The following is a 23908-nucleotide window of genomic DNA, read 5'->3' as shown; positions in this document are numbered from 1 at the left end:
CCCTATTTGAGCTTGCGGGTCTTGGGCTTAAAGCGCATACCCGTCTGGCGTCCGCCACGTGCGGAGAATCCATAGCCGGACTGCGGCACGACGCCGGACATCAAAAACGGAATGGCAACCAGACCCGTCAGGATCGAGGACGGCAGCGCATGGCCGAAGATCGCCACAACAAAGCTCGTCTCCAAACCCATAAACAGCAAGATGATGCTGTAGATCACATTAATGACGAGCGCGAAGGCGCCCACAGTGATGCCGCGCGCACTCGGGGTACCGCCCGTCTGACCGACGGCGCTGTGCACCAGGGCAAAAGAACCCACGGTCAGCAGGAGCGACATAACGCCCACCGGCACGGCAGCGGACAGGTCATAAAACAAGCCGCTGCAAAAACCGCACACGACGGCACGGGTCGGGTCGCCCGAGAACACGCTTAGGCACACCAGGATAATCATGAAGTTGACGCGACCGCCCGCAATGGAGATCTGCGGTGCCAGGCCTGCCTGCAGCAGCACGCACACGATGGCGGCGATCACAAACGTGCGGGAGCTCATCCCCTGCTCGTGTAGATCCATGGACATGCCCCCTATTCGCTCGAGCCAGAATCGGTCGTCTCGGACGTGTCGGAACTGTCATCCGAGCTCTCGTCCTTCGTCTTGGTCGCAGCATCGCGCGACGTTCCCTGCGGCGTGCTGTTGGCCGTGCTCACGTCCTCATCCGAGGCCGACTGTTCGTCGGTCAGCGAGGTAATAACCAGCACTTCCTCGTTGTTCTCGGCCGTGGTCTGAGCACGCACCACAATGGTGTAGTACACATCGTTTGCCGATTTCTCAACCGACGAGACGGTGCCGAGCGGTAGACCCTTGGGGAACACGCCACCGATGCCCGAGGTCACGATGATGTCGCCAACCTTAACATCGGAGTCGACGCTCACGTACTCAAGACGCAGCGTGCCGTCAGCCTGACCCTGCAGCATGCCCTGGGCGCGCGTGTCCTGCACCATGGCGGACACGCCCGAGTTCTCGTCGCCAATCAGGCGCACGGTCGACGTTTTGGCCGATACCTCGATAATCTGGCCGATAACACCGGCCGAACTCGTCACAGGCATGTTGATGGTAAGCCCGTCGGCAGAACCCTTATCAATCGTGACGGTCGAGGTCCAGGCATCGCCGGAGGCGCCGACAATACGAGCAGCGGTCGATTTGAGGTTGTAGGTCGATTGCAGCCCGACCAGGCCCTCCAGGCGCTCGGCAGTCTTTTGAGCCTCAGAAAGCTCGGCGACCTTAGAGGTCAGTTCCTCGTTTTGCTTCTTAAGCTCGTCAAGCGTGTCCTGCGACGCCGTAAGGTTAGAGAACACGTTGCCGATCGCATTGAAGGGAGCCGCCACAGCCGAACCCACAAAGCGCACCGGCGAGGTAATCGTCGTTACGCCCGAACGCACGGCATGAATCGGTCCCGCCTCGCCCTCGCGGATGTAAAACGTGAGCAGCAACACCGAAATCAGGCTGAAAACAATCAACGGGCGCATACCCGTTGATTGTCGCTTGGTATTCAGATTTGTGGAGAAACCCGAAGATCGTGCCAAATGGAATCCACCTTTTGGAAATTAAGCATTGGTCTGGACGAAGCCGCCATCAAACGCATTGGCCTCGAGCACGCGGGCGCAGCCGTTAACGACGTTATCAAGCGCCGTAGGACTGACGTTGACCGAAACGCCGGTCTCATCGCGCAGGCGCACGTCGAGACCGCGCAGCAGCGCGCCGCCACCGGTCAGCAAAATGCCGTAGTACATAAGGTCAGAGGCAAGATCGGGCGGCGTGGCATCGAGGGCGTCCTTAACGGCCTTGGCCATCTCGTCGAGCGGCTTGTTGAGCGCGCGACGGATCTCCTCGCTCTCGATGCGCACGGTCTTGGGCAGGCCCGTGATCACGTCACGGCCGTTGACCTCGACATCGAGCTCGTCCTTGAGCGGCACGGCGGAGCCGACCTTGATCTTGATGTCCTCTGCCGTACGCTCGCCGATGGCCAGGTTGTAGGCATCGCGAACGTGCGTGAGGATGGCCTGGTCGAACTCGTCACCGGCAATACGGATGGACTGCGAGACGACGATGCCGCCCATAGCGATAACGGCAACCTCGGTGGTACCGCCACCGATGTCGATGACCATGGAGCCGGTGGGCTCCTCGACGGGCAGGTCGGCGCCGATAGCGGCGGCCATGGGCTCCTCGATCAGGTAGGCCTGGCGAGCGCCGGCCTGGATCGTGGCCTCAAAGACAGCGCGCTTCTCGACCGACGTGACACCGGAGGGAACGCAGACGACAACGCGCGGACGCGGGGTCCACGGATAGCGCTTCTCGGAAGCCTTGTCGATAAAGTAGCGGAGCATGGCCTCGGTAACATCGAAGTCGGCGATGACGCCGTCCTTCAGGGGACGAACGGCCACGATGTTGCCGGGCGTACGGCCGAGCATGCGCTTTGCCTCGATACCGACCGCCAGGATGCGCTCGTCGTTCTTGTCGATGGCGACAACAGAGGGCTCGCGAATAACGATGCCCTTGCCGCGCACGGAGACAAGCGTATTTGCGGTGCCGAGGTCGATGGCAAGATCGCCCGCATAGCTACCGAAGAACATATCCATCAAAGAAAACAACGCAACTCCTGATGTGTTGGATGATTGCTGGAAAACTACTAACTCATCATACTAGCGCAAGCCCGGCACCTCACTTGCGGTGAAGCACCGGGCAAAGCTAAATCCCATAAGGTCACTGCTGGTTGTCAGCAGCCGAGAAATCCATATCGAGCGAGGAAACGGCCCAGCCGATATGGTTGTCGGAGCGCACGAATTTGACGGTGTACTCCTGCTCGCCGCCCTTGGACAGCGATGCCTTCACCTTAGCGGTCGTCTCGGTCATGGACTGATCCATGCCCTCGACGGACACGGTGGCACCCTGCGGAATCGAGGAGATGATCATCGACTTGGCGTCCTCGGGCAGGCTCGAGGCCAGGCAAGACTCGGCCTTTGCGGTGTCACCGTCGCCGGCAGCCTGGAACAGATCAGTAACGACAGACTCCTGGGACGGGAAGCCAAAGCCGCGCGTGTAGGCAAAGCCCAGACCGCCCGCGGCGATCAAAATGAGCAGAAGCAGCACGATGAAGACTTTGAGACCCGTGTGGCGATGGCGACGACGGACCTTGGCCTGCTTGCGATCTTGACGATCCTGCTGGACCATCTCGGACTCGGACAGCGTAAAGAAACCGGTGTCCGAGGGGTCGGGCATAAACTGACCGGTCGCGCCCGTAGGATCGAGCGGATCAACGGCAGGAGCGTCCATCGCGGGTGCCGGAGCCGTGGCCATAGCCGTCTGGGCAGACAGCGCGGCAAGCGAATCGTGCACGCGGGCAAGCTCATCGGCCTGCTCGGAGGTGAGCTGGTAGATGCCATCGGCAGTAGCGGCGTTAAAGGCGTCGAGTGCGTCGGAGGGACGGCCGGCGGCAGAAAGCGCCTGACCCATGCCGGCGTTGAGCGCACGCGTGTCGTCGCGGGGGCCGGCAAAGTCGATAGCCGTGCGATAGGTCTCCACGGCATCTGCCGGACGGCCGAGCTTAATGAAGCAAAGACCGAGCTCGCCGAGTGCGGCGGCAGGAGCCGGATTGGCGCCGTCGATGGCAGCCTGACGGAAAGCAGTACCCGCGTTGGCATAGTCACCCGACTGGAACAGCGCGTTACCCAGGCCCAGATAGGCCTTGAACGGCGTGGCGTAGGAAGCATCCTGCGTAGCGGCAGAAAACGCCTGAGCGGCCGTCGTGTAGTCGCCCACGGCGGCGAGCGCCTTGCCGCGGTTGGTGAGCAGCGCGCCGCGCTTGCCATAGGTGCCGTCGTTGAGGGCGGCAGCATAGGCCTCGGCGGCCTCGGCATACATGCCCAGGTGCATCAGGGCGTTGCCACGAAGGTGGTCGGCCTCGCCCATAATCTCATCGGGAGTCTTTGCCGCCCCAAGCATCTGGGCTGCAGCGGAAAAATCACCCGCGCGGTAAGCGGCGCGGCCCTGTTGGATCAGCTGGCTATTCAAGGAAGTCCCCTTTACTCGTGAACGATCTCGACATGGACGATCTCGTCGCCGGCACGCAGCTGCGAAATCACATCGAGACCCTCGACCGTGGTACCAAAGACGGTGTAACCGGAATCGAGGTTATGCTGGGCACCCAGGCAGAAGTAGAACTGCGAACCCGCGGAATCGGGGTCCATGGAGCGTGCCATGGCAAGGGCACCATCGACATGGCTGTTGCGCGGATTGGTGGCAAACTCGCCCTTGATGCAGTAGCCGGGGCCACCGGTACCGGGCATGCCGTCGGGGCCCTCAAGACCGGCAGCAACGTCGGCGCCGGACATATCGCGGGTATTGGGGTCGCCGCCCTGAATGACAAAGCCGGGCACATAGCGATGGAACTTAAGGCCATCATAGAAACCCATCGTGGAAAGCTCGCAGAAGTTCGCGACATGAATGGGAGCGCCCTCGCCGTCAAACTTGACCTTGATGGTACCCTTCGACGTCTCGATAACGGCGCACTCGTCGCCGGCAAGCTGATACTCGGGCGTGTAGAGCTCTTTCTTAAAACCAAACATGTGGTTCCTTCCTCGTGCGTTTAAAGCATATTTGTACGAATTGTAGCAATAAGCACGTGCTTACATCAATTGCGCACGTAGATTATGCCGACTATGGCGAACTAATTTTAGGAACGCTGCTGCGGCTTCCAGGAACCCACATTGGCGTCGTACTGGTTCAGCGCGCTGTTGCCGCCCTGCGCGATGGGCGCCAGGATCTCGCTTTGGTGGGAACTCATCGACTCACCATCGGGAATGGCCAGCGAGATGTCCCAGCTCTGGCAGATCACGTCGACGCGCTCATACATCCACTCGGCAAGCTGTTTTAAGTGGGCGATGTCATCCGCATAGACCGTATCGTCCTGATACTTAAGGTTGTTAAGCTCATCTTGCGTCTTTTTGATCTGGTCGCGCAGGGCGTAGGCATTCTGCGACAGCTCCTGGCGAGTGGACAGCGGCGTTCGGAGATAGCCGTTGTTAAAGGAATCGATGACCTCGCCGATCTGGTCCTCATCACCGTAGGACACGATGGTCTGATACAGACCGTCGAGTCTGGTATAGAGCTGATCATCGGTGAGCACGGTTTCTTCCTGGACCACCTCGGCAGCATCGTCCTGCTTGGCATCGTCCTCAGTCGCCTCGCCCTTTTGGCGCGTGGGGAAGGTCGTCTGCGCAGCCTGGCCAAACTGGTCGTAAAAACCAGGCATGACACCCATGGGATCGGCCGTCACGAACCAATAGGCACCGCCACAAACGACGGCAAGGACCGCGATGATAATGAGCGGCTTGGGGATATGACGCTTGTGCTTGTGATAGGCATCCTCGTCGGGATGCACCTTGCGCTTGGGTTTTTGAGCATCGTCATGCAGGGAAACGGGCGTGGGAATATCGACCTTGGGGATACCGAAATCCTTATCGAAAGCCGGCAGCACGCAGGTCTCGTTAGGATCGGCGGCATCCGAAAGCACCGCAGCGGCAGAGGCCGGCGCATGCGGCACCTCGGTATCGATCTGCTCTTGCGTTAGGCGCGGAAAGCCCGCCGTGCGGCCCGCCGCCAGGTCGGATGCGGCCGCGTCCTCGGAGAGGATACCCGGAGCGGGGCGTCCGCATTTGGGGCACGTACGATCATGTGGAGAAAGACGGGCACCGCAGCCCTCACAGAACACGAACTCGGTGTGCTCGGGACCATCGCCCGGACCCACATAGGCGTTGCAGTAGGGGCAGAACGAGGCGCCGTCCTCGATAGTCTTAAGGCAATGCGGGCAGATCACGGCATCCTCTTTTCGAAGCAATTCAAACAATCGAGGTTAGAGCATAACATCGCCACGGCCCCACAGGAACAAGGCACCAATTCAACATCGCCAGGGCGCGTAGCTACTTCTTCTTTTTGCTTGGCATCGAGACTTTGATGCCTTGGGCGGACTTGGTCACACGAGAGCGCTTAGCTCCGGTACTCTTCTTTTTCTTGGGCTGGGCCTGGGCCACGCCCTCGAGTGCGCGGGCCTCGCGAGCGGTGCGATCTTCGCGTCGCTGCGCCATGTCGGCGGCAACGCGCTTGGCAAAACGCTCGGCCGTCGAGCCCGTCGAGCTCACCTTGCCGCCACCGCGACCCAGGTGGACGCGCACACCGCGGCCAAAACCAGTTGCGGCATGACGACGACGCGGCTTGAGCGAATCCATCATCGTGGCGAGCTTAAAGAACACCGAGCAGGTAAAGACCACGATGACAGCCAAGATAACCATCTGGCCCATCGACAGGTTGGCAATAGACAGCAGCTCCGGGAATCCGATAACGCCCACTAGGATGCCGGCGACGACAAACACAAAGAGCACCACACGTAAGGGCGTGAGAGGCTGCGAGATGCGCCAAATCAGGCTGACGCTCGCCGCGCACGACGTAAGCAGGCACATCGTAGACAGCGTGAGCTGGCTAAAGCCAAACACGCGCGCCACAAAGATATCGAGCGCCGCAGCCAAAATGACCGCAATCGACGCCGGCAGTGCGCGCTTGAGTACGTTGGTCAAAAACGCACCCTTCACGCGAGCATTGTTGGGCTCCAGGCCCAACACAAAGCCCGGCGCGCCGATGCAGAAGAAGTTGATGAGCGTCATCTGGATGGGCTCGAAGGGGTACGGCGGCAGCGCGATACACAGCGCCGCCAGGCCCATCGAGAACAGCGTCTTGGTCAGGAACAGCGAGGCCGAACGCTGTAGGTTGTTGATGGAGCGACGGCCCTCGGCCACCACGGCGGGCATCGAGGCAAAGTCGTTGTCGACGAGTACGATCTCGGCCACGTTGCGCGCGGCATCGGAGCCGGCCGCCATGGCCACGGAGCAGTCGGCCTCCTTGAGCGCCAGCACGTCGTTGACGCCGTCGCCCGTCATGGCCACGGTATGCTCGCGGCGCTTGAGCGCCTGCACGAGCTCGCGCTTCTGCTGCGGGGTCACACGACCAAAGACATGGTAGCGGTCCACCGCGGCATCGAGCTTGGCCGGCGTATCGAGCGTCGTGGCGTCCACATAAGCGTCCGCCCCCGGCACGCCCACCACACGCGCGATCGACGACACCGTACGCGGGTCGTCGCCACTGATCACGTTGAGGGTCACGCCCTGCTCGTTAAAGTAGCCGATGGTCTCGGCCGCCGAGGTACGAATCTCGTCGCGGATGGTCACAAAGCCCACGGGCTCAGCCTCGCCCACCATATCGCCATCGGGCGTAAAGCCGTCCACGCGAGCCACCACAAGCACGCGGCAGGTGTCGGCAAGCTCGGCCACACGGTTCTCGACCTGCGCAAACGCACGATCAGAGAGCACAAACTGCGCTGCGCCCATCACATAGGAGCCCTGCGCAAACGAGGCACCGCTCCACTTTTTGGACGACGAGAACGGAATGACCGCCAGCGGCTCAGACGCCTCGACCGGGCGGTCGGCGTAGTAGTTGAGCAGCGCCTGACAGGTCTCATTGGCATCGGCCGAAGTCGCACGCGCGACGTTAGCCAGCGCAAAATCGAGCACCGTGGTATCGACGGGAACAGCCGCCTCGTCCGAGCCGGCGCCTAGGCTCACACCCTCAACCGGCAGCGGATACGTGCCCTCGACCTCCATGCGGCCCGACGTGATGGTGCCCGTCTTGTCCAGGCACAGCACGTCGACGCGAGCGAGCGTCTCGATGCAGTAGAGCTGCTGCGCCAACACCTTGCGGCGGGCCAGGCGCACCGTGGCGATGGCGAGCACTGACGAGGTCAGCAGCACCAGGCCTTGCGGGATCATGCCCAGCAGGGCGCCCACCGTGGACAGCAGCGCCGACGAAGGCACATGACCAGCAAACAGCTCGGAGAAGCACCACGAAAGCGCGCTATCGCCCGGGGTTCCCGCGGCATCCCACAGCCCACTCACACTCGAGGCAAACAACGCCAAACCGAGCGGGATCATGATGATGCTCGCAAAGCGCACGATGGCGTTAAGCGCGTTCATGATCTCGGAATTGACCTTTTTGACGTATTTGGCCTCGTTATTAATTTTGGCCACGTAGTTGTCGGCGCCGACATGGATCACGCGGGCGCGCAGCAGGCCCGAGTCGATAAAGCTGCCGCTCATGAGCTCGGAACCGGGCTGTTTCTTAATAAGGTCGCTCTCGCCCGTCAGCAGGCTCTCGTTCACGAGTGCCTCGCCCGAAACCACCACGGCGTCAGCGGGAATCTGGTCGCCGCGCCCCAGGCGGATGATGTCGTCGAGCACGATCTGGTCCAGGTCGAGCTCCACCTCGGCGCCGTCGCGCACCGCGATGGCCTTCTTAGAGGTCAGCAGCGTGAGCTTATCGACCATCTTCTTGGAACGCATGGATTGAATGACGCCAATAGCGGTATTGAGGAACACCACGAACAGGAACGTCAGATTCTTAAACGAACCGGTCAGAATGACCAGGAACGCCAAGATCACGTTGATCAAATTGAACAACGTGCAGAGGTTCTCGATGATGAGCTCTTTGACCGACTTGGTCTTGAGCTCCATGTTGCGGTTAATCTTACCGGCGGCGATGCGCTCCTCGACCTCGGCGGTCGAAAGTCCGCGCTCGATATCCGTTGCTGTCATACCACGTCCCATCACGTCGCGTCGGTATAAGAAAAACCGCCCGGACCATGCGAGGTTCGGACGGTCTTACGTTCGATGGTGCCCCATGTTGGATTCGAACCAACGGCCTTCTGCTCCGGAGGCAGACGCTCTAATCCCCTGAGCTAATAGGGCCAACGATTAGCATTATACCCAAGTGCGCCACGGGCTATCAAAATAAAAGAAAAAGCTTTGCAATTCCGAGGAAGACGCGGTGCAACGACCCACTTTAGAAGGCAAAAGCGAGTCAGATAGTATAAACTCTCATGCACCATATATACACGGCTCGCGATGCGGGCCGTTTTTGCAAGGGTTATCCATCGAGGTGAGAGGCACACCATGATTGCAATTCTAAAGCAAAGCGCCAGCGACGAGGCCGTCGGCCATATCGTCAGCTGGATTGAGAAAAAAGGCCTGAAGACCGATGTCTCGCGCGGCGAGAACGAGACCATCATCGGCCTGGTGGGCGATACGACCAAGATCGACCCGTTCCTGCTCGAGTCCATGGATGTCGTCGAGCGCGTGCAGCGCGTCTCCGAGCCTTTTAAGCGTGCCAACCGCAAGTTCCACCCCGAGGACTCCGTCATCGACTGTGGCCACGGCGTCAAGATCGGCGGCGACCAGTTCCAAGTCATCGCCGGCCCCTGCTCCGTCGAGGGCGAGAACCTCATTCGCATCGCACGCCGCGTAAAGGCCGCCGGCGCCACGATGCTGCGCGGCGGTGCCTACAAGCCCCGCACCTCCCCCTACGCCTACCAAGGCATGGGCCCCGCCGGCCTCGACCTGCTGTGCGAGGCGTCTGCCGAGCTCGACATGCCGATCGTCACCGAGATCATGGACCCACGCGACGTGCAGGTCTTCTTGGACAAGAAGATTGACGTCATGCAGATCGGCGCCCGCAACGCCCAGAACTTCCCCCTGCTCAAGGAGGTCGGCAAGACCAAGACCCCGATCCTGCTCAAGCGCGGCATGTCCGGCACGATCGATGAGCTGCTTATGGCCGCCGAGTACATCATGAGCGAGGGCAACGACAACGTCATCCTGTGCGAGCGCGGCATCCGCACCTTCGAGACCCGCACCCGTAACACCTTCGACCTCAACGCCGTGCCGGTGCTGCACCACCTGTCACACCTGCCTGTCGTTGCCGACCCCAGCCACGCCACCGGCTACACCCGCTACGTCGAGCCCATGGCGCTCGCTGCGACCGCCTGCGGTGCCAACGGCCTGGAGATCGAGGTCCACGACGAGCCGAGCCGCGCCTGGTCCGACGGCGCCCAGGCCCTCACCCCCGATCAATTCGACGACACCATGCGCCGCATCCGCGCCATCCGCGAGGTTGTCTGCCAAGAGACCATGGAGTAAACCATGGGTACGGTGAGAAACGCGCGCGTTAACCAGGGCGGCCCCAAGTGCGCTGGCATCGTCGGCCTTGGCCTCATCGGCGGCAGTTTTGCCCGCGGCTATGCGCAGGCGGGCGTCCGCGTGCTGGCCTGGGACCCCGATGACGATGTCATGACGGCCGCCAGCATGGGCACTGTCGCCGGAGAGCTCAACGACAAGACACTCGGCGAATGCGACATCATCGTCCTTGCCTGCTATCCCGAGGCATGCATCGAGTGGCTCGAGGCGCATGCCCAGGCACTCGCCGACGCCACCGATACCGAGGCCATCATGGGTCCCGTGGTGATCGACACCGTGGGCGTCAAGGGCATTGTGTGCGAGCGCGCCTTTGAGCTTGCCCGCGAGCACGGCTTTTACTTTGTGGGCGCGCACCCCATGTCGGGCACGCAGTACTCGGGCTATGCGCACTCCCGCGCCGACCTGTTCCAGGGCGCCCCGCTCGTGCTCATTCCGCCCGCGGTAGACGATGCCCTTAAGCTGGAGCTTTTGGGCCAGGTGCGCGAGATGGTGCGCCCCTTGGGCTTTGGCAAGTTCAGCGTGACCAGCGCCGCCGAGCACGACCGCGTCATCGCCTTCACGAGTCAGCTTGCGCACGTGGTGTCCAACGCCTACGTCAAAAGCCCGACCGCCCAGGTCCACCACGGCTTTTCGGCCGGTAGCTACCGCGATCTCACCCGCGTGGCGCACCTCAACCCGCAAATGTGGTCCGAGCTCATGATCGACGACGCCGACGCGCTCGCCTTCGAAATCGACCACCTGATCGAGTCGCTTGGCGCCTACAGCCGTGCGCTCAAGGACCGCGACCAGCGCTATCTGGAGAATCTCCTTGCCGAGGGCGACCGCATTAAGCGCGCGCTCGACGACGAGGCCTCCCACTAGACCACCTATCACGCCAGGTCGAAAGGACCGAAGCTTATGGCGATTACCATCGATATCGACACTGCACGCCCCTACCAGGTGCATGTTGGCACGTTTTTGCTGGAGCAGGCGGGACCGCTCGTGCGCGCCACTGCCGGCGGCGCCAAGGCAGTCATCGTGACGGACACCAACGTGGGCCCGCTCTACCAGATGCCCGTTAAGCAGAGCCTGGAGGCATCAGGCTACGAGGTGAGCATCTGCACCTTCGAGGCCGGCGAGGCCCATAAGCGCGCCGAAACCTATGTTGCCATTTTGGAGTTTGTGGCCGAGCACGAGCTTTCGCGCTCCGACGTGATCGTGGCACTCGGCGGCGGCGTCGTGGGCGACGTGGCGGGCTTTGTGGCCGCCACCTACATGCGCGGCTGCAAGTTTGTGCAGATCCCGACGAGCCTGCTCGCCATGGTGGATTCGTCGGTGGGCGGCAAGACGGCCATCGACCTGGCTGCTGGCAAGAACTTGGCCGGCGCCTTTTGGCAGCCGAGCGTGGTTATCGCCGACGTGGGGTGCCTGGCCACCCTCACGCCCGAGCAGTTCGCCGACGGCTGCGGCGAGGTTGTGAAACACGCCGTGATCGCCGACCCGGAGCTTTTCGCCGAGCTGGAGAAGACCCCGCTCACGCTGGAGCTGCTCAACCACGATGTGGCCCGCGCAGCGCTCATCATCGCCCGCAATATCGACATCAAGCGCGCCGTGGTCGTCGCCGACGAGCGCGAAACCAACCAACGCAAGCTCCTCAACTTTGGACACAGCGCCGGACACGCCGTCGAGGCCTGCGAGCACTTTGAGCTTGGACACGGCAACTGCGTGTCGATCGGCATGGGCATCATCACGCGCGCCGCGGCCCTGCACGGCGTCTGCGATGCTGCACTGCCCGGCCGTATTGAGGAGCTCTGCGCCCGCCACGGCCTCAAGACCCGCTGCGACCTCAATGCCGATGCCGTCTTTGCCGAGGCGCTCCACGACAAGAAGCGCGCGGGCGACACCATCGACCTGGTGATTCCGCACGGCATTGGCCGCTGCAGCATCGACCGCACGCCGCTTTCCACTTTCCACGAACTCATTGCCGAGGGCCTCGGCCAGAAGGGAGACGCATCCGCATGCTAGCCCGCATCACCCCGTCCCCACTTAAGGGTACCGTTCCCGCCATCGCGTCCAAGTCGATGGCGCACCGCCTGATCATCTGCGCTGCGCTTGCCAACGGCGAGACACACGTCACCTGTAACACCACCTGCGCCGACATCGAGGCCACGGTGCGTTGCCTTACGGCGCTGGGCGCCCGCATCGAGACCGTTGAGGACGGCTTCCAGGTCCATCCCACTATGAAGAGTATTGAGTTCGGCTTGCTCAAGGCACTTGCGGGCGGCACGCTCGACTGCGGAGAGAGCGGCTCCACGCTCCGCTTTATGCTGCCCGTCGCCTGCGCGCTGGGGGCAGAGGCAACCTTTGTGGGCCAGGGCCGTCTGGGCGCCCGCCCGCTCTCCCCGCTCTCCGATGAGATCATTGCCGCCGGCTGCGACCTGCAGGGCCTGGGCGGTTTTCCGCTCAAGACGAGCGGACGCATGCGCCCGGGCACCTTTGTGCTGCCGGGCAACGTAAGCTCGCAGTACATCTCGGGCCTGCTGCTGGCAGCCCCGTTGCTCGCCCAGCCCTCCTGCGTGCAGGTGACCGGCCTCATTGAGAGCCGCCCCTACATCAACCTGACGATCCAGGCCATGAAAGCCTTTGGCGTCGAAGTCAACGTCGAGCGTATTCCGTCCAAGGACAGCCAGCCCGAGGTCACGAACTTCCGCGTAAACAGCGGCTCGTACCGCACGCCCGGCAGCGTAGCCGTCGAGGGCGACTGGTCCAACGCCGCCTTTTGGCTGTGTGCCGGCGCTATCGGCACCGACCCCATCACCGTCGAGGGCGTGTCCCTGAGCTCCGCACAGGGCGACCGCAACGTGCTTGCCGCGCTTTCGCGCTTTGGCGCCCGCATCGTGCGCTCCACCAACGCCGCCACCGTGCAGTCCGACAAGCTCGCCGGCTTTGAGATGAGCGCCCACGACATTCCCGACCTCGTGCCCGTTATCTCGGCCGTGGCCTCACTGGCACAGGGCCGCACGTTCATCCGTGACTGTGCGCGCCTGCGCATCAAGGAATCTGACCGTCTGGTCACCACCACCCGCGAGCTCACCGCGCTGGGCGCGCAGGTGCGTATTGCCGGCGACGACCTCATCATCAAGGGCGTCGATGCCTTCACCGGCGGTGAGGTCGATTCGCACAACGACCACCGCATCGCCATGATGGCCGCCATCGCCGCGAGCCGCGCCACCGGCGAGGTCGTGATCCACGGCGCCGAGGCCGTCAACAAGTCCTATCCCGATTTCTTCGACCACTACCGCCTGCTGGGCGGCAAGGTCACACTCGAGGAGGAATAGCATGGCCTCGACCTTTGGCAACGTCTTGCACTTAAGCATCTTCGGTCAATCGCACTCCCCCGCTATCGGCTGCTCGCTCGATGGCATCCCGGCGGGCATCGCCGTGGACCAGGAGAAGCTGCAGGCCTTCCTCGACCGTCGCGCCCCCGGACGCGACGAGACCGCGACCAAACGACGCGAGGCTGACGCAGCCCACATCATCGCCGGTGTTGTCGATGGACATACCACCGGCGCGCCCATCGCCGCGATTATCGAGAACACCAACACGCGCTCCAAGGATTACTCCGAGCTGCGCCGCAAGCCCCGTCCGGGACATGCCGATTACCCGGCGCGTGTGAAGTATCACAACATGCACGATGTCGCTGGTGGCGGGCATTTCTCCGGCCGCCTAACGGCACCCTTATGCATCGCCGGCGGCATTGCGCTGCAGGCACTCGAGGCCCGCGGCATTGAGGTCATGGCGCACGTCGCGCAGATCGGCGGCATCTCCGACCTGCCGATGGACGATATGGTCTATCGCGAGACCGACCGCAAGGCAATTCTTACGAACGACCTGCCCTGCATTGACGCCGCCGCTGCCGGTCGCATGCGCGAGGAGATTCTGGCCGCGCGCGATGAACTCGACAGCATCGGTGGCATCGTGGAGTGCGGCATCTACGGACTGCCTACGGGCATGGGAGACCCCATGTTCGACGGCATCGAGAACCGCATCGCGCAAATCGCGTTTGGCATTCCCGCCGTAAAGGGCGTGGAGTTTGGCATGGGCTTTGCCGTGGCCGCCATGCGCGGCAGCGAGAACAACGATCCGTATCGCATCGATGCCGAGACCGGCGAGATCAAGGTCGAGTCCAATAACGCCGGCGGCATCCTGGGCGGTATTTCGACCGGCGCGCCCGTCATGTGGCGCATGGCCGTAAAGCCGACGCCCTCAATTGGCCGCGAGCAGCAGACCGTAGACATGGACGCCATGGAAAATGCCGAGCTCTCGGTCCACGGCCGTCACGATCCCTGCATCGTCCCGCGCGCCGTACCCGTAGCCGAGGCAGCCGCCGCCCTCGCCATCTGGGACGCTCTCCTCGAGGACGCCGCCCAGCTCTAACCCGACTCACCTGGGTTGCCTGTCAACTCAGCCGTAACGTGAAAGGGGCCTCCATGGACCTTGCCGATATTCGCCAGGCCATCGATGGCATCGACGCCACGCTCCTCAACAGCTTTGTCGAGCGCATGGACATTGCCACCGAGGTCGCCAAGTCAAAAATCGAGATGGGCAAGGCCGTCTTCGACCCCGCCCGCGAGCGCTCCAAACTCAACAACCTCGCCGGCCGCGCACCCGAGCGCTACGAGGCCCAGACCATCGCCCTGTTCCGTCTCCTCATGAACATGAGCAAGGCCGAGCAGCAGCGCTACATCAACGAGCTCAAGGGCATCACCGTCTCGCAAAAGGCCCACGCCACGGCTGCAGCGTCCGACACGCCCTTCCCTCAAACGGCCACCGTCGCCTGCCAGGGCGTGGAAGGTGCCTATAGCCAGATAGCCGCGTGCAAGCTCTTCGACGTACCCGACATCGCGTTCTTCGAGACCTTCGAAGGCGTCATGCGCGCCGTGCGCGACGGGTTCTGCGAGTTTGGCGTGCTGCCCATCGAGAACTCCACCGCCGGCTCGGTCAACGCCGTCTACGACCTGCTCGCCCAGTTCGACTTCCACATCGTGCGCTCGCTTCGCCTCAAGATCGACCACAACTTGCTCGTCAAGCCCGGCACCAAGCTCGCCGACGTGCGCGAGGTCTACAGCCACGGCCAAGCCATTGCCCAGTGCGCCGGCTTTATCGAGAACCACGGCCTGCGCGCCACCAAGTACCCCAACACGGCCATGTCGGCTGAGATGGTCGCCAACTCCGAACGCACCGATGTTGCCGCCATCGCATCGCGCAGCTGTGCCACGCTGTATGGCCTCGAGGTGTTGGAGCCCAATATCCAAGACTCGGACAACAACTACACGCGCTTTGTCGTCATCATCCGCGAGCCGCGCGTCTACCCCGGCGCTAATCGCACCTCGCTCATGATCACCACGGCCAACGAGCCGGGCGCCCTCTATCGCGTGCTCGAGCGCTTCTACGCACTCAACATCAACCTCATCAAGCTCGAGAGCCGCCCCATCCCCGGCCGCGACTTTGAGTTTATGTTCTACTTTGATCTGGACTGCCCCTTTGGCAGCAAGGCCCTCGACGACCTGCTCGATTCCATCGACGACGTGTGCGAAAGCTTCACCTACTTTGGCAGCTACACGGAGGTGCTCTAGATGACCGATACCGCCGCAACCCGCCCCTACGGAGTGCTGGGCCGCGTGTTGGGCCACAGCTACACCCCAACCATCTACAAAGAGCTCGCTGGGCTCGATTACGTGCGATTTGAGCGCGAGCCCGAGGACCTCGCGGCCTTTATGACGGGCGACGAGTGGGAGGGCACCAACGTGACCATCCCCTACAAGCGCGCCGTCATGGAGTACCTGGACGAGCTGAGCCCGCTCGCCGAGCGCATGGGCAACGTCAACACCATCACGCGCCTGCCCGACGGCCGCCTGCGCGGCGATAACACCGACTACTTCGGTTTTCAGTGCCTGGTCGAGGAGCTGGGCGTAGAGGTTGCCAGTAAGAAGGCCCTCGTGCTCGGCGCCACCGGCGGTGCCGGCACTACGGCCAGCATGGTACTCGACGACCTGGGCGCCATCGTCGTACCCGTGGGTCGCACAAGCGAGGTCAATTACGACAACATCGCGCAGCAATCCGATGCCGCGCTGCTCGTCAACTGCACGCCTGCCGGCATGTTCCCCCACTGCCCCGACGCCCCCTGCACGCTCGAAGGACTCGATGCGCTCGAAGGCGTCATCGACATTGTCTACAACCCCGCCCGCACGGGTCTGATGTTCGAGGCCGAGCGCCGCGGCATCCCCTACATCGGCGGACTGCTGATGCTCGTGGCCCAAGCGGCACAGGCCGTCGAGCGCTATACCGGCCAGGTCACCCCGCGCGAGCGCATCCTGGACATAACGGAGCGCTTGTCACGCCGCGAACAGAACATCGCGCTGATCGGCATGCCGGGCTCGGGCAAGACCCGCGTGGGTGAGCAGATTGCCCTGCTCACGGGTCGCGAGCACATCGACCTGGACCGCGCCCTCGAGGAACGCCTCGACATGCCCTGCGCCGACTTTATCGTCGAGCGCGGCGAGGCCGCCTTCCGCGAGCAGGAGACAGCGGAGCTGGCCGACATTTCCAAGCGCAGCGGCCTGGTGCTTTCCACCGGCGGCGGCGTGGTCACGCGCGACGAAAACTATCCGCTGCTGCACCAAAACAGCCAGATCGTGATGCTCAACCGCAAGCTCGACGAACTCGCCCACAAGGGACGCCCTATCACCGCCCGTGATGGCATCGATAAACTTGCCGAGCAGCGCATGCCGCGCTACCGCGCCTGGGCCGACTACATCATCGACTCACGCGACTGCGCCGCCAACACCGCCCAAGCCCTCCTCGACACCCTCCCACCCGCCCTCTAACCAAAACCACCACAAAGGGGACAGGCACCTTTGTGGTGGTTTCTCGACTGCAAAGGAAGCAACCATGAAAGCACTCGTCATCAACGGCCCCAACCTCAACATGCTCGGCATTCGCGAGCCGGGCATCTATGGCAGCGACAACTACGACCGCTTAGTGCAGATCTGCCAGGAAGCGGGCGCCGCACAGGGCTTCGACGAGGTCGAGGTCTTCCAGTCCAACCACGAGGGCAACATCGTCGACAAGATCCAGGAGGCCTACGGCAAGGTCGACGGCATCGTCATCAACCCGGCTGCCTACACGCATACGAGCGTGGCGATCCTCGACGCCCTCAAGGCCGTTGCCATCCCTGCCGTCGAGGTGCACATCAGCGCCGTAGAGACGCGCGAAGACTTCCGCCAGGTGAGCTACGCCCGCCTAGCCTGCTTCGCCACCATCACCGGCGAGGGCCTGCAAGGCTACGCCCACGCGCTGGAGCTGCTGAGGGAACGTCTCGAAAAGTAGCCTCGCGAGCAAATCCATCAACGCGATTCACACGCTAATAATGCCAGTGCCGCCAGCAGCAACCTCGCTACTGGCGGCACTTTATTACTGGCATATAATCATTGCAGTCACACAACGTCTGGAGACGCGCATGTTAAGCATCCATCTGGGGGATTACCCCGGTTCCATCTACGATACCGAAACCTATTTTAGGAACTCATACTTGGACTCATGGTTCGAAGACCCTATGGCCGCACAGATTATTAAAAGCGTGGACGGATCAGAGCTCATCGGTCCCCACAACATCGTAAGCAAACAGCTGGGCTCGATCACCCCACTCGAACTGTCCGGCGGCGTTAAGACGCTGCTGCTGGTGCGCAATCTCCCAAATATGGTGTTCAACGCATCCACCTGCGGAGACAACTGTGCCCGCTGGCTACTCAAGATCGGCAAAGAGCAGGATGTGATGGTGACCTTATACCACATCATGAAATTCCCCTGGAAGAGCTTTGAAATCCGCGTTGAAAACGATGGCCGCATCGTCAGAAACATGCAGGAGTTTGTCGGCGCCACGAATGACTTTTTGGATGTTGATGAGTAATGAAGGGAACGCATACCGTTGTCGTAGAGCGTGCAAAGGTCAAATACACACTCACGTTTAAGCGCAATATTTCCTTTATACGCGGCAACAGCGGCACGGGTAAAACGACGCTCATCTCGATGATTCGCGACTACAACGACCGAGGACCGGAAAGCGGCGTTGCACTCAGTTGCGACGTGCCTTGCGAAACGCTTTCCGGCAGACGCTGGGAGCGCGAGCTATCGATCATCGAAGATTCAATCGTCTTTCTAGATGAGGGTAACGAGTTTATCTACTCAAAGGACTTCGCCAAAGCCGTCAACGGCTCGTCCAACTATTTTGTTCTGATATCTCGTCGCGATGCCAACGAGCTCCCCTACAGCGTTGATGAGATCCTGAAGCTAGTCAACACGACAAGTAAAACAATCAATGGCCGCAAGAGCGACAGGCGCTTCTACTCGGTGACCAAGCCGCTATATGACCACACGGCAAGTATGCTGTATCAGGATCTAAATGTTGGATTCGAGGTACCCGACGCCGTAGTTGTCGAGGATAGCAAATCTGGCTATCAATTCTACGACGCTCTTTGCAACCGACTCGGGATCCCCTGCTATACCGCCACCGGCGTTGCGAATCTAAAACGTACGATTCACGAATGTCCCGAGCAAAACATCCTTGCTATTGGAGACGGAGCAGCATTTGGTCCCTACATCGAAAAGGTGCTCGGACAGCGCGTTTACAAGAACGTACGCTTGTTCCTCCCCGAATCATTCGAGTGGACACTCCTGCAATCTGGCCTCATTCCCAGTAACGATATCTTAAAAATCCTCGAGGATCCCTCAAGCTATATCGAAAGCCGCGACTACCTGAGCTGGGAGCGGTTCTTCACCGATGTGTTGATCAAATACTCGGCAGACACTCGCTACGCCTACAGAAAGGTAAAGCTCAATGAGCAGTACCTGAGGCCGCAGGCGATGAATGCAGTTGCAAACGTCTTGCCCGAGTGCCTGAAGGCAGACTAGATACAGCGGGGAGGGCCAAGTTGGTCCTCCCCGCTTTTGTTACGCCTTCTTGATCACGTACGCCAATCCAATATCGCAGGCACAGCGTACGATTGACGCGAAGAACCACGATGCTGGCAGCGTCATAAGCAGAGGCTTGCTCACGCTCGGCTCCAGCCCCCTTTGGCGCGCCGTATAACCAATCCACATCAGCAGCACAATAGCAGCTCACGCCACGGCTTCGGCCTAAACGTATACCCGGCAAGAACAAAGAACACCGGCATGTGAAAAAGCCCAGACCACCAAGCGGTCCGGGCTTAATAAACGATGGTGCTCCATGGCGGATTCGAACCGTCGACCTTGGGATTAGAAGTCCCCTGCTCTATCCAACTGAGCTAATGGAGCAAATAACCGCACGCCCAAGCAAGCGCAAGCCCGTCAGGCGCAAGTAATTATAACCTAGTTGAACTGCTCGCGGTACGCCTTGCAGACCTCATCGACCGGGCCGTCCATGCGAAGGTCACCCTTCTCAATCCAAACGGCACGCTGGCAGATGCGCTCAACCTGCTCCATGGAGTGCGAAACGAACAGAACCGTCACGTCACCGCTCTGGATAAAGTGCTGGATGCGGGCCTCGCACTTCTGCTGGAAGAACACATCACCGACGGACAGCGTCTCGTCAACGATCAGAATATCGGGCTCGGTAATCGTCGCGATTGCAAAGGCGATACGCGCCACCATGCCCGAGGAGAAGTTCTTAAGCGGCATATCGACAAAGTTCTGCAGCTCTGCGAATTCGATAATGCCGTCAAAGTTTGCGTCGATGAACTCCTTGGTATAGCCGAGCAGGGCGCCGTTCAGATAGATGTTCTCGCGGGCGGTCAGCTCGGGGTCAAAGCCAGCACCAAGCTCAATCAGCGGCGCGATGTTACCGTGCACCTTAACACTGCCCTCGCTTGGCTCAAGCACACCGGCGATGATCTTGAGCATCGTGGACTTACCGGAGCCATTGGTGCCCACCAGGCCCACGACCTCGCCACGATGAATATCAAACGAGATATGCTTGAGCGCCCTAAACTCCTCAAAGAACAACTCGTGCTTGGCAAGCTTGATGAAGTACTCCTTGAGGTTGGTCAGCGACTCGGACGCCATGTTAAAGATCATGGTGACGTCGTCGACCTCGACAGCCAGAGGCTGTTCGCTGTAATCAACAACAGATTCAGTCATCACAGCACTCCTTAGATGTAGAGGATGAACTTGCGCTCGGACTTATGGAACACGGTGTAGCCAATAACAAGCGCAAGGACCGCCCAAGCGACGCACATACCAAACGTCATAAGCGAGGGCGTGGTCTGGAACAGGAAGATATCACGCATAAACTGCAGGTAGTTGTACATGGGGTTCGCATAGACCAGAATGCGCACGAGATGCGGCATTTGCGCAATGAAGTCGGTCGTCCAGAAGATGGGCGTAATGTAAGTCCATGCCGTGATGACGACGCTCCACAGATGCATAACGTCGCGGAAGAAAACCGTGAGGGCGGATAGCATCATGCCCAGGCCCATGCAGAAGCACATGAGCAAAAGTAGGCAAACGGGCAGCAGAATGAGATGCCAAGATGGCATAACGTGGAACCACAGCATAACAATGGCAACGGCGACCAGAGAGAAGGCAAAGTTCACCAGCGAGAAGAGTACCTTCTGTACTGGGAAGACCCAGCGGTGCACTTTAACCTTCTTGAGCAGCGGAGCCGCACCCACGATCGACGTCAGCGCCTGATTCGTAGACTCAGACATAACGGCAAAGGTGACGTTACCCACGATCAAGTACAACGGGTACATCTCGGGCGTAATCGAGCCATTGCGGCCCTGGGCAAAAATCGTCGAGAACACGATGGCCATGACAATCATCATCAGCAGCGGGTTGAGCACCGACCACGCAACACCCAACACGCTGCGGCGATACTTGATCTTAAAATCCTTGGTAACCAGCTGACGAAGGATAAACGCGTCCTTCTCAAATTCGTTCTTAGCAAACGTCGCAGGCAGACTGCGAGTTTCTTGTTGCTTTGTCTGATCCGACACGGATGCAACTCCTTTACTCGTAATCGTTGACAAACGAACAGTATAGACCCGACGGTCATGCAAACGATTCGCGCAACAAAACTGGAGAACTAACCCACATCTTAGGATGCCAAGCCCAAACGGCTATACTTTCAAGGATTGAATGTTTAAGGAGCATTGAGTGAATTCTGAATCCATCGCCGTGATCATCCCCTGCTACAACGAAGCGCTCACGATCGGCAAAGTCATCGACGACTTTCACCGCGAGCTTCCGCAGGCGACGGTCTATGTCTATGACAACAACTCGTCGGACGATACTTCACGCATCGCCACCGAGCACGGCGCCACAGTCCGCTTTGAGCCCCGTCAGGGAAAGGGCAACGTGTGCCGCCAGATGTTTCGCGATATCGACGCCGATTGCTACCTGATGGTCGACGGAGACGACACCTACCCCGCCGAGGCGGCCAAGGCCCTCTGCGAGCCCATCCTTAACGGCACGGCCGACATGACCGTAGGCGATCGCCTTTCCAACGGCACCTACGCCGAGGAGAACAAGCGTGCCTTCCACGGCTTTGGCAATAATCTGGTCCGCGCCATGATCAAGTGGATCTATGGCTACAGCTTCGATGACGTCATGACAGGCTACCGCGCCATGAGCCGCCCGTTCGTTAAAACCTTCCCAGTGCTTTCCGAGGGCTTTCAGATCGAAACCGAGCTCTCGATCCACGCCGTCGACCACCGCTGGCGCATCAAAGATGTGCCCATCGAGTACCGCGACCGTCCCGAGGGTTCCGAGTCCAAACTCAACACCGTGAGCGACGGCATTAAAGTCGTTGCGATGATCGGCACGCTGTTCAAGGACTACCGCCCGCTGAAGTTCTTCAGCCTCGTTGCGCTTCTGTTCGCGGTATTCGGCCTCGCCCTGGGCATGCCCATCGTTGTCGAATATTTCCAGACCGGCCTCGTCCCGCGCTTCCCCACCTCTGTGCTCGCCGCCTCGTTTATGTTCCTGTGCGGCCTGAGCCTTGCGACCGGCTTCATCCTAGATTCTGTAGCAAAGGTCGAAAAAAAGCAGTGGGAGGTCAACGTGTACAGCAAATACGCCTACGACGACCAGCCCGGCCACCCTACTTCCATGCCAAGCGAGAGGTAGATCTTCCGCAAAATACTATTGGCACCACTGCGCAGATAGCCACCAACAAGAAAAGCCGCCGTTAAAGAACGGCGGCTTTTACTCTCGAAAAGTTAATAGCGGCTAGAGCGTCTTGATGTACTCCCCCAGCTCTTCCTCCCAGTCGGGCATGTGGAAGCCGGCAGCCTCGAGCTTGGACAGGTCGAGCGCGGAGTGGACCGGGCGCAGGGCGACGGGGCCCTCGGCGCTCGCGTAGTAGTCGGCGGTCGATACCGGCACGACCCTGTCCCCGTTGCCGTTGGCGGCCTCGAAGACGGCGCGGGCGATATCGGCCCAGGACTTGACGGTGCCGGAGCCGGTGCAGTCGTAGGTGCCGTAGGGGGCGTGCGTCCCCAGCACGTGGAAGATGGCCTCGGCCATGTCGCGCGTGAAGGTCAGGCGTCCCAGCTGGTCGTCCACGACCGTGACCTGCTCGAGCCCGTCCTCGGGGTCGGCGACGCGGTCGGACAGGCCCTTCATCGTCTTGACGAAGTTGCGGCCCTCGCCGATGACCCAGCTGGAGCGCATGATGTAGTGGCGGGGGCAGCCGGCCACGGCGATGTCGCCGGCGGCCTTGGTCTGGCCGTAGACGGACAGCGGGCTGAGGGGCTCGTCCTCGTCATGCACCTCGGCGGTGCCGTCGAAGACGTAGTCGCTGGACACGTGGACGAGGGTGATCCCGTGATCAGAGCATGTGCGGGCGAGGAGGGCGGGGCCGGTCGCGTTGGCCTTCCAGGCGGTCGCGCGGCCCTCGGCGGTCTCCGCCCTATCCACGGCGGTGTAGGCGCCGCAGTTGATGACGGTGCCGTAGAGCGACCAGTCGTACTGCGAATAGGCCGCCGGGTCGGACATGTCGAAGGTGTCGATGTCGCAGAAGTCGAAGTCCTTCGCCACGCCGCGCTCCTCGGCGAGCGCGCGGACCGCGCGGCCCAGCTGGCCGTTGCAGCCGGTGACGAGCGTCCTCTTGGGCGCCATGGGGACGACGTCCTTGAGCATCGGGTGGTTGAGGTCGGCATCGGAGACGGTGGCCTCGTCGAGCGGGATGGGCCACTCGATGGCGAGCTCCGGGTCGGCGAGGTTCACGAAGGTGTAGGTCTTCTTCAGCTCCAGCGACCAGTGGGCGTCCACCAGGTAGGTGTAGGCGGTGCCGTCCTCCAGGGCCTGGAAGGAGTTGCCCACGCCGCGCGGGACGTAGATGGCCTTGCTGGGATCCAGAACGGTCGTGAACACCTTGCCGAAGGTCTCGCTTCCCTCGCGCAGGTCCACCCAGGCGCCGAAGACCGAGCCGCGGGCCACGGAGATGAACTTGTCCCAGGGCTCCGCGTGGATGCCGCGGGTGACGCCGCGGCTGTCGTTGTAGGAGATGTTGTTCTGGACGACGCGGAGGTCGGGAATGCCCAGGGCGCACATCTTGGCGCGCTGCCAGTTCTCCTTGAACCAGCCGCGCGAGTCGCCGTGGACGGCGAGGTCGACGACCTTGAGGCCCCCGATGCCGGTCTCCGCGACGGAGAGGTCCTTCTCGAATGCGATGTCTGCCATGTGGGAAAAGCTCCTATCGAAGAGGTTGTATAACCGGGGGCGCCCGCGCGGGGACGCAGGATCATCCCCATGCCCTGCATC

General features: G+C 61.2%; 21 protein-coding genes and 2 tRNA genes. 11 read left to right on the top strand and 12 right to left on the bottom strand.

Translation table 11 applies throughout. The annotated features are described in order from the left end of the window. Positions 1 to 2: 2 nt before the first annotated feature. The 8 genes from DXC52_RS02035 to DXC52_RS02000 form a co-directional block, all read right to left on the bottom strand. Positions 3 to 569, bottom strand: coding sequence for a hypothetical protein (locus DXC52_RS02035; RefSeq protein ID WP_117745941.1), 567 nt, complete (start codon positions 567 to 569; stop codon positions 3 to 5). An 11-nt stretch (positions 570 to 580) separates the two neighbouring features. Then, positions 581 to 1522 carry a rod shape-determining protein MreC gene (gene mreC / locus DXC52_RS02030; RefSeq protein WP_082421788.1) on the bottom strand — a complete coding sequence of 314 codons (942 nt, stop codon included), beginning with the start codon at positions 1520 to 1522 and terminating at the stop codon, positions 581 to 583. A 78-nt stretch (positions 1523 to 1600) separates the two neighbouring features. Further along, a complete protein-coding gene (locus tag DXC52_RS02025; RefSeq protein WP_006236061.1) occupies positions 1601 to 2632 on the bottom strand; it encodes a rod shape-determining protein in 1032 nt (343 codons plus the stop codon). A 124-nt stretch (positions 2633 to 2756) separates the two neighbouring features. Further along, positions 2757 to 4064, bottom strand: a complete 1308-nt coding sequence (locus DXC52_RS02020) for a tetratricopeptide repeat protein (protein WP_233504736.1) — start codon at positions 4062 to 4064, stop codon at positions 2757 to 2759. An 11-nt stretch (positions 4065 to 4075) separates the two neighbouring features. Then, positions 4076 to 4618 carry a peptidylprolyl isomerase gene (locus tag DXC52_RS02015; protein WP_006236059.1) on the bottom strand — a complete coding sequence of 181 codons (543 nt, stop codon included), beginning with the start codon at positions 4616 to 4618 and terminating at the stop codon, positions 4076 to 4078. Between the two features lie 107 nt (positions 4619 to 4725). Then, positions 4726 to 5868 (bottom strand): zinc ribbon domain-containing protein, encoded by a 1143-nt coding sequence (locus tag DXC52_RS02010; protein ID WP_158554575.1) that lies wholly within the window; start codon positions 5866 to 5868, stop codon positions 4726 to 4728. A 103-nt stretch (positions 5869 to 5971) separates the two neighbouring features. After that, positions 5972 to 8689, bottom strand: coding sequence for an HAD-IC family P-type ATPase (locus tag DXC52_RS02005; RefSeq protein ID WP_117745939.1), 2718 nt, complete (start codon positions 8687 to 8689; stop codon positions 5972 to 5974). Positions 8690 to 8765: 76 nt separating this feature from the next. Continuing rightward, positions 8766 to 8842, bottom strand: a tRNA-Arg gene (locus DXC52_RS02000). A gap of 204 nt (positions 8843 to 9046) precedes the next feature. Between DXC52_RS02000 and aroF the strand changes: the two genes are divergently transcribed. The 10 genes from aroF (at position 9047) to DXC52_RS01950 (ending at position 19075) form a co-directional block, all read left to right on the top strand. Continuing rightward, positions 9047 to 10069 carry a 3-deoxy-7-phosphoheptulonate synthase gene (aroF, locus tag DXC52_RS01995; RefSeq protein WP_117745938.1) on the top strand — a complete coding sequence of 341 codons (1023 nt, stop codon included), beginning with the start codon at positions 9047 to 9049 and terminating at the stop codon, positions 10067 to 10069. 3 nt (positions 10070 to 10072) lie between these two features. After that, positions 10073 to 10987: a prephenate dehydrogenase/arogenate dehydrogenase family protein gene (locus DXC52_RS01990; RefSeq protein ID WP_117745937.1), complete on the top strand. Its 915-nt coding sequence runs from the start codon at positions 10073 to 10075 to the stop codon at positions 10985 to 10987. A gap of 36 nt (positions 10988 to 11023) precedes the next feature. Further along, positions 11024 to 12130 (top strand): 3-dehydroquinate synthase, encoded by a 1107-nt coding sequence (gene aroB, locus DXC52_RS01985; protein ID WP_117745936.1) that lies wholly within the window; start codon positions 11024 to 11026, stop codon positions 12128 to 12130. Next, complete coding sequence (gene aroA, locus DXC52_RS01980) at positions 12124 to 13443, top strand: 3-phosphoshikimate 1-carboxyvinyltransferase (RefSeq protein WP_117745935.1); 1320 nt, start codon at positions 12124 to 12126, stop codon at positions 13441 to 13443. The genes aroB and aroA overlap by 7 nt, the downstream gene beginning before the upstream one ends. A gap of 1 nt (position 13444) precedes the next feature. Then, positions 13445 to 14542 (top strand): chorismate synthase, encoded by a 1098-nt coding sequence (gene aroC, locus DXC52_RS01975; RefSeq protein WP_117745934.1) that lies wholly within the window; start codon positions 13445 to 13447, stop codon positions 14540 to 14542. 53 nt (positions 14543 to 14595) lie between these two features. Then, a complete protein-coding gene (gene pheA / locus DXC52_RS01970) occupies positions 14596 to 15741 on the top strand; it encodes a prephenate dehydratase (RefSeq protein WP_117745933.1) in 1146 nt (381 codons plus the stop codon). Then, a complete protein-coding gene (locus DXC52_RS01965; RefSeq protein WP_117745932.1) occupies positions 15742 to 16992 on the top strand; it encodes a shikimate kinase in 1251 nt (416 codons plus the stop codon). Between the two features lie 64 nt (positions 16993 to 17056). Next, complete coding sequence (gene aroQ / locus DXC52_RS01960; protein ID WP_117745931.1) at positions 17057 to 17494, top strand: type II 3-dehydroquinate dehydratase; 438 nt, start codon at positions 17057 to 17059, stop codon at positions 17492 to 17494. Between the two features lie 130 nt (positions 17495 to 17624). Continuing rightward, on the top strand, positions 17625 to 18074 hold the full coding sequence (locus tag DXC52_RS01955; protein WP_117745930.1) for a DUF4869 domain-containing protein: 450 nt from the start codon (positions 17625 to 17627) through the stop codon (positions 18072 to 18074). After that, complete coding sequence (locus DXC52_RS01950; RefSeq protein ID WP_055249956.1) at positions 18074 to 19075, top strand: hypothetical protein; 1002 nt, start codon at positions 18074 to 18076, stop codon at positions 19073 to 19075. The genes DXC52_RS01955 and DXC52_RS01950 overlap by 1 nt, the downstream gene beginning before the upstream one ends. 307 nt (positions 19076 to 19382) lie before the next feature. Here the strand turns inward: DXC52_RS01950 and DXC52_RS01945 are convergent. From DXC52_RS01945 to DXC52_RS01935, 3 genes are all read right to left on the bottom strand, one after another. Continuing rightward, positions 19383 to 19459, bottom strand: a tRNA-Arg gene (locus tag DXC52_RS01945). Between the two features lie 54 nt (positions 19460 to 19513). Continuing rightward, the gene (locus DXC52_RS01940) at positions 19514 to 20281 is read right to left on the bottom strand and encodes an ABC transporter ATP-binding protein (protein WP_006236046.1); all 768 of its coding nucleotides are present in this window, start codon (positions 20279 to 20281) and stop codon (positions 19514 to 19516) included. Between the two features lie 11 nt (positions 20282 to 20292). Next, a complete protein-coding gene (locus DXC52_RS01935; RefSeq protein ID WP_233504732.1) occupies positions 20293 to 21138 on the bottom strand; it encodes an ABC transporter permease in 846 nt (281 codons plus the stop codon). A 160-nt stretch (positions 21139 to 21298) separates the two neighbouring features. Between DXC52_RS01935 and DXC52_RS01930 the strand changes: the two genes are divergently transcribed. Further along, a complete protein-coding gene (locus DXC52_RS01930) occupies positions 21299 to 22270 on the top strand; it encodes a glycosyltransferase family 2 protein (protein ID WP_117745929.1) in 972 nt (323 codons plus the stop codon). Positions 22271 to 22372: 102 nt separating this feature from the next. Here the strand turns inward: DXC52_RS01930 and DXC52_RS01925 are convergent, their stop codons facing one another. Next, positions 22373 to 23827, bottom strand: a complete 1455-nt coding sequence (locus DXC52_RS01925; RefSeq protein WP_117745928.1) for a sugar nucleotide-binding protein — start codon at positions 23825 to 23827, stop codon at positions 22373 to 22375. Positions 23828 to 23908: the final 81 nt, after the last annotated feature.

Origin of the sequence: Collinsella sp. TF05-9AC, assembly GCF_003438495.1 — a bacterium.
Classification (GTDB): Bacteria; Actinomycetota; Coriobacteriia; order Coriobacteriales; family Coriobacteriaceae; genus Collinsella.
This window is presented reverse-complemented; position numbering and strand designations above follow the sequence as displayed.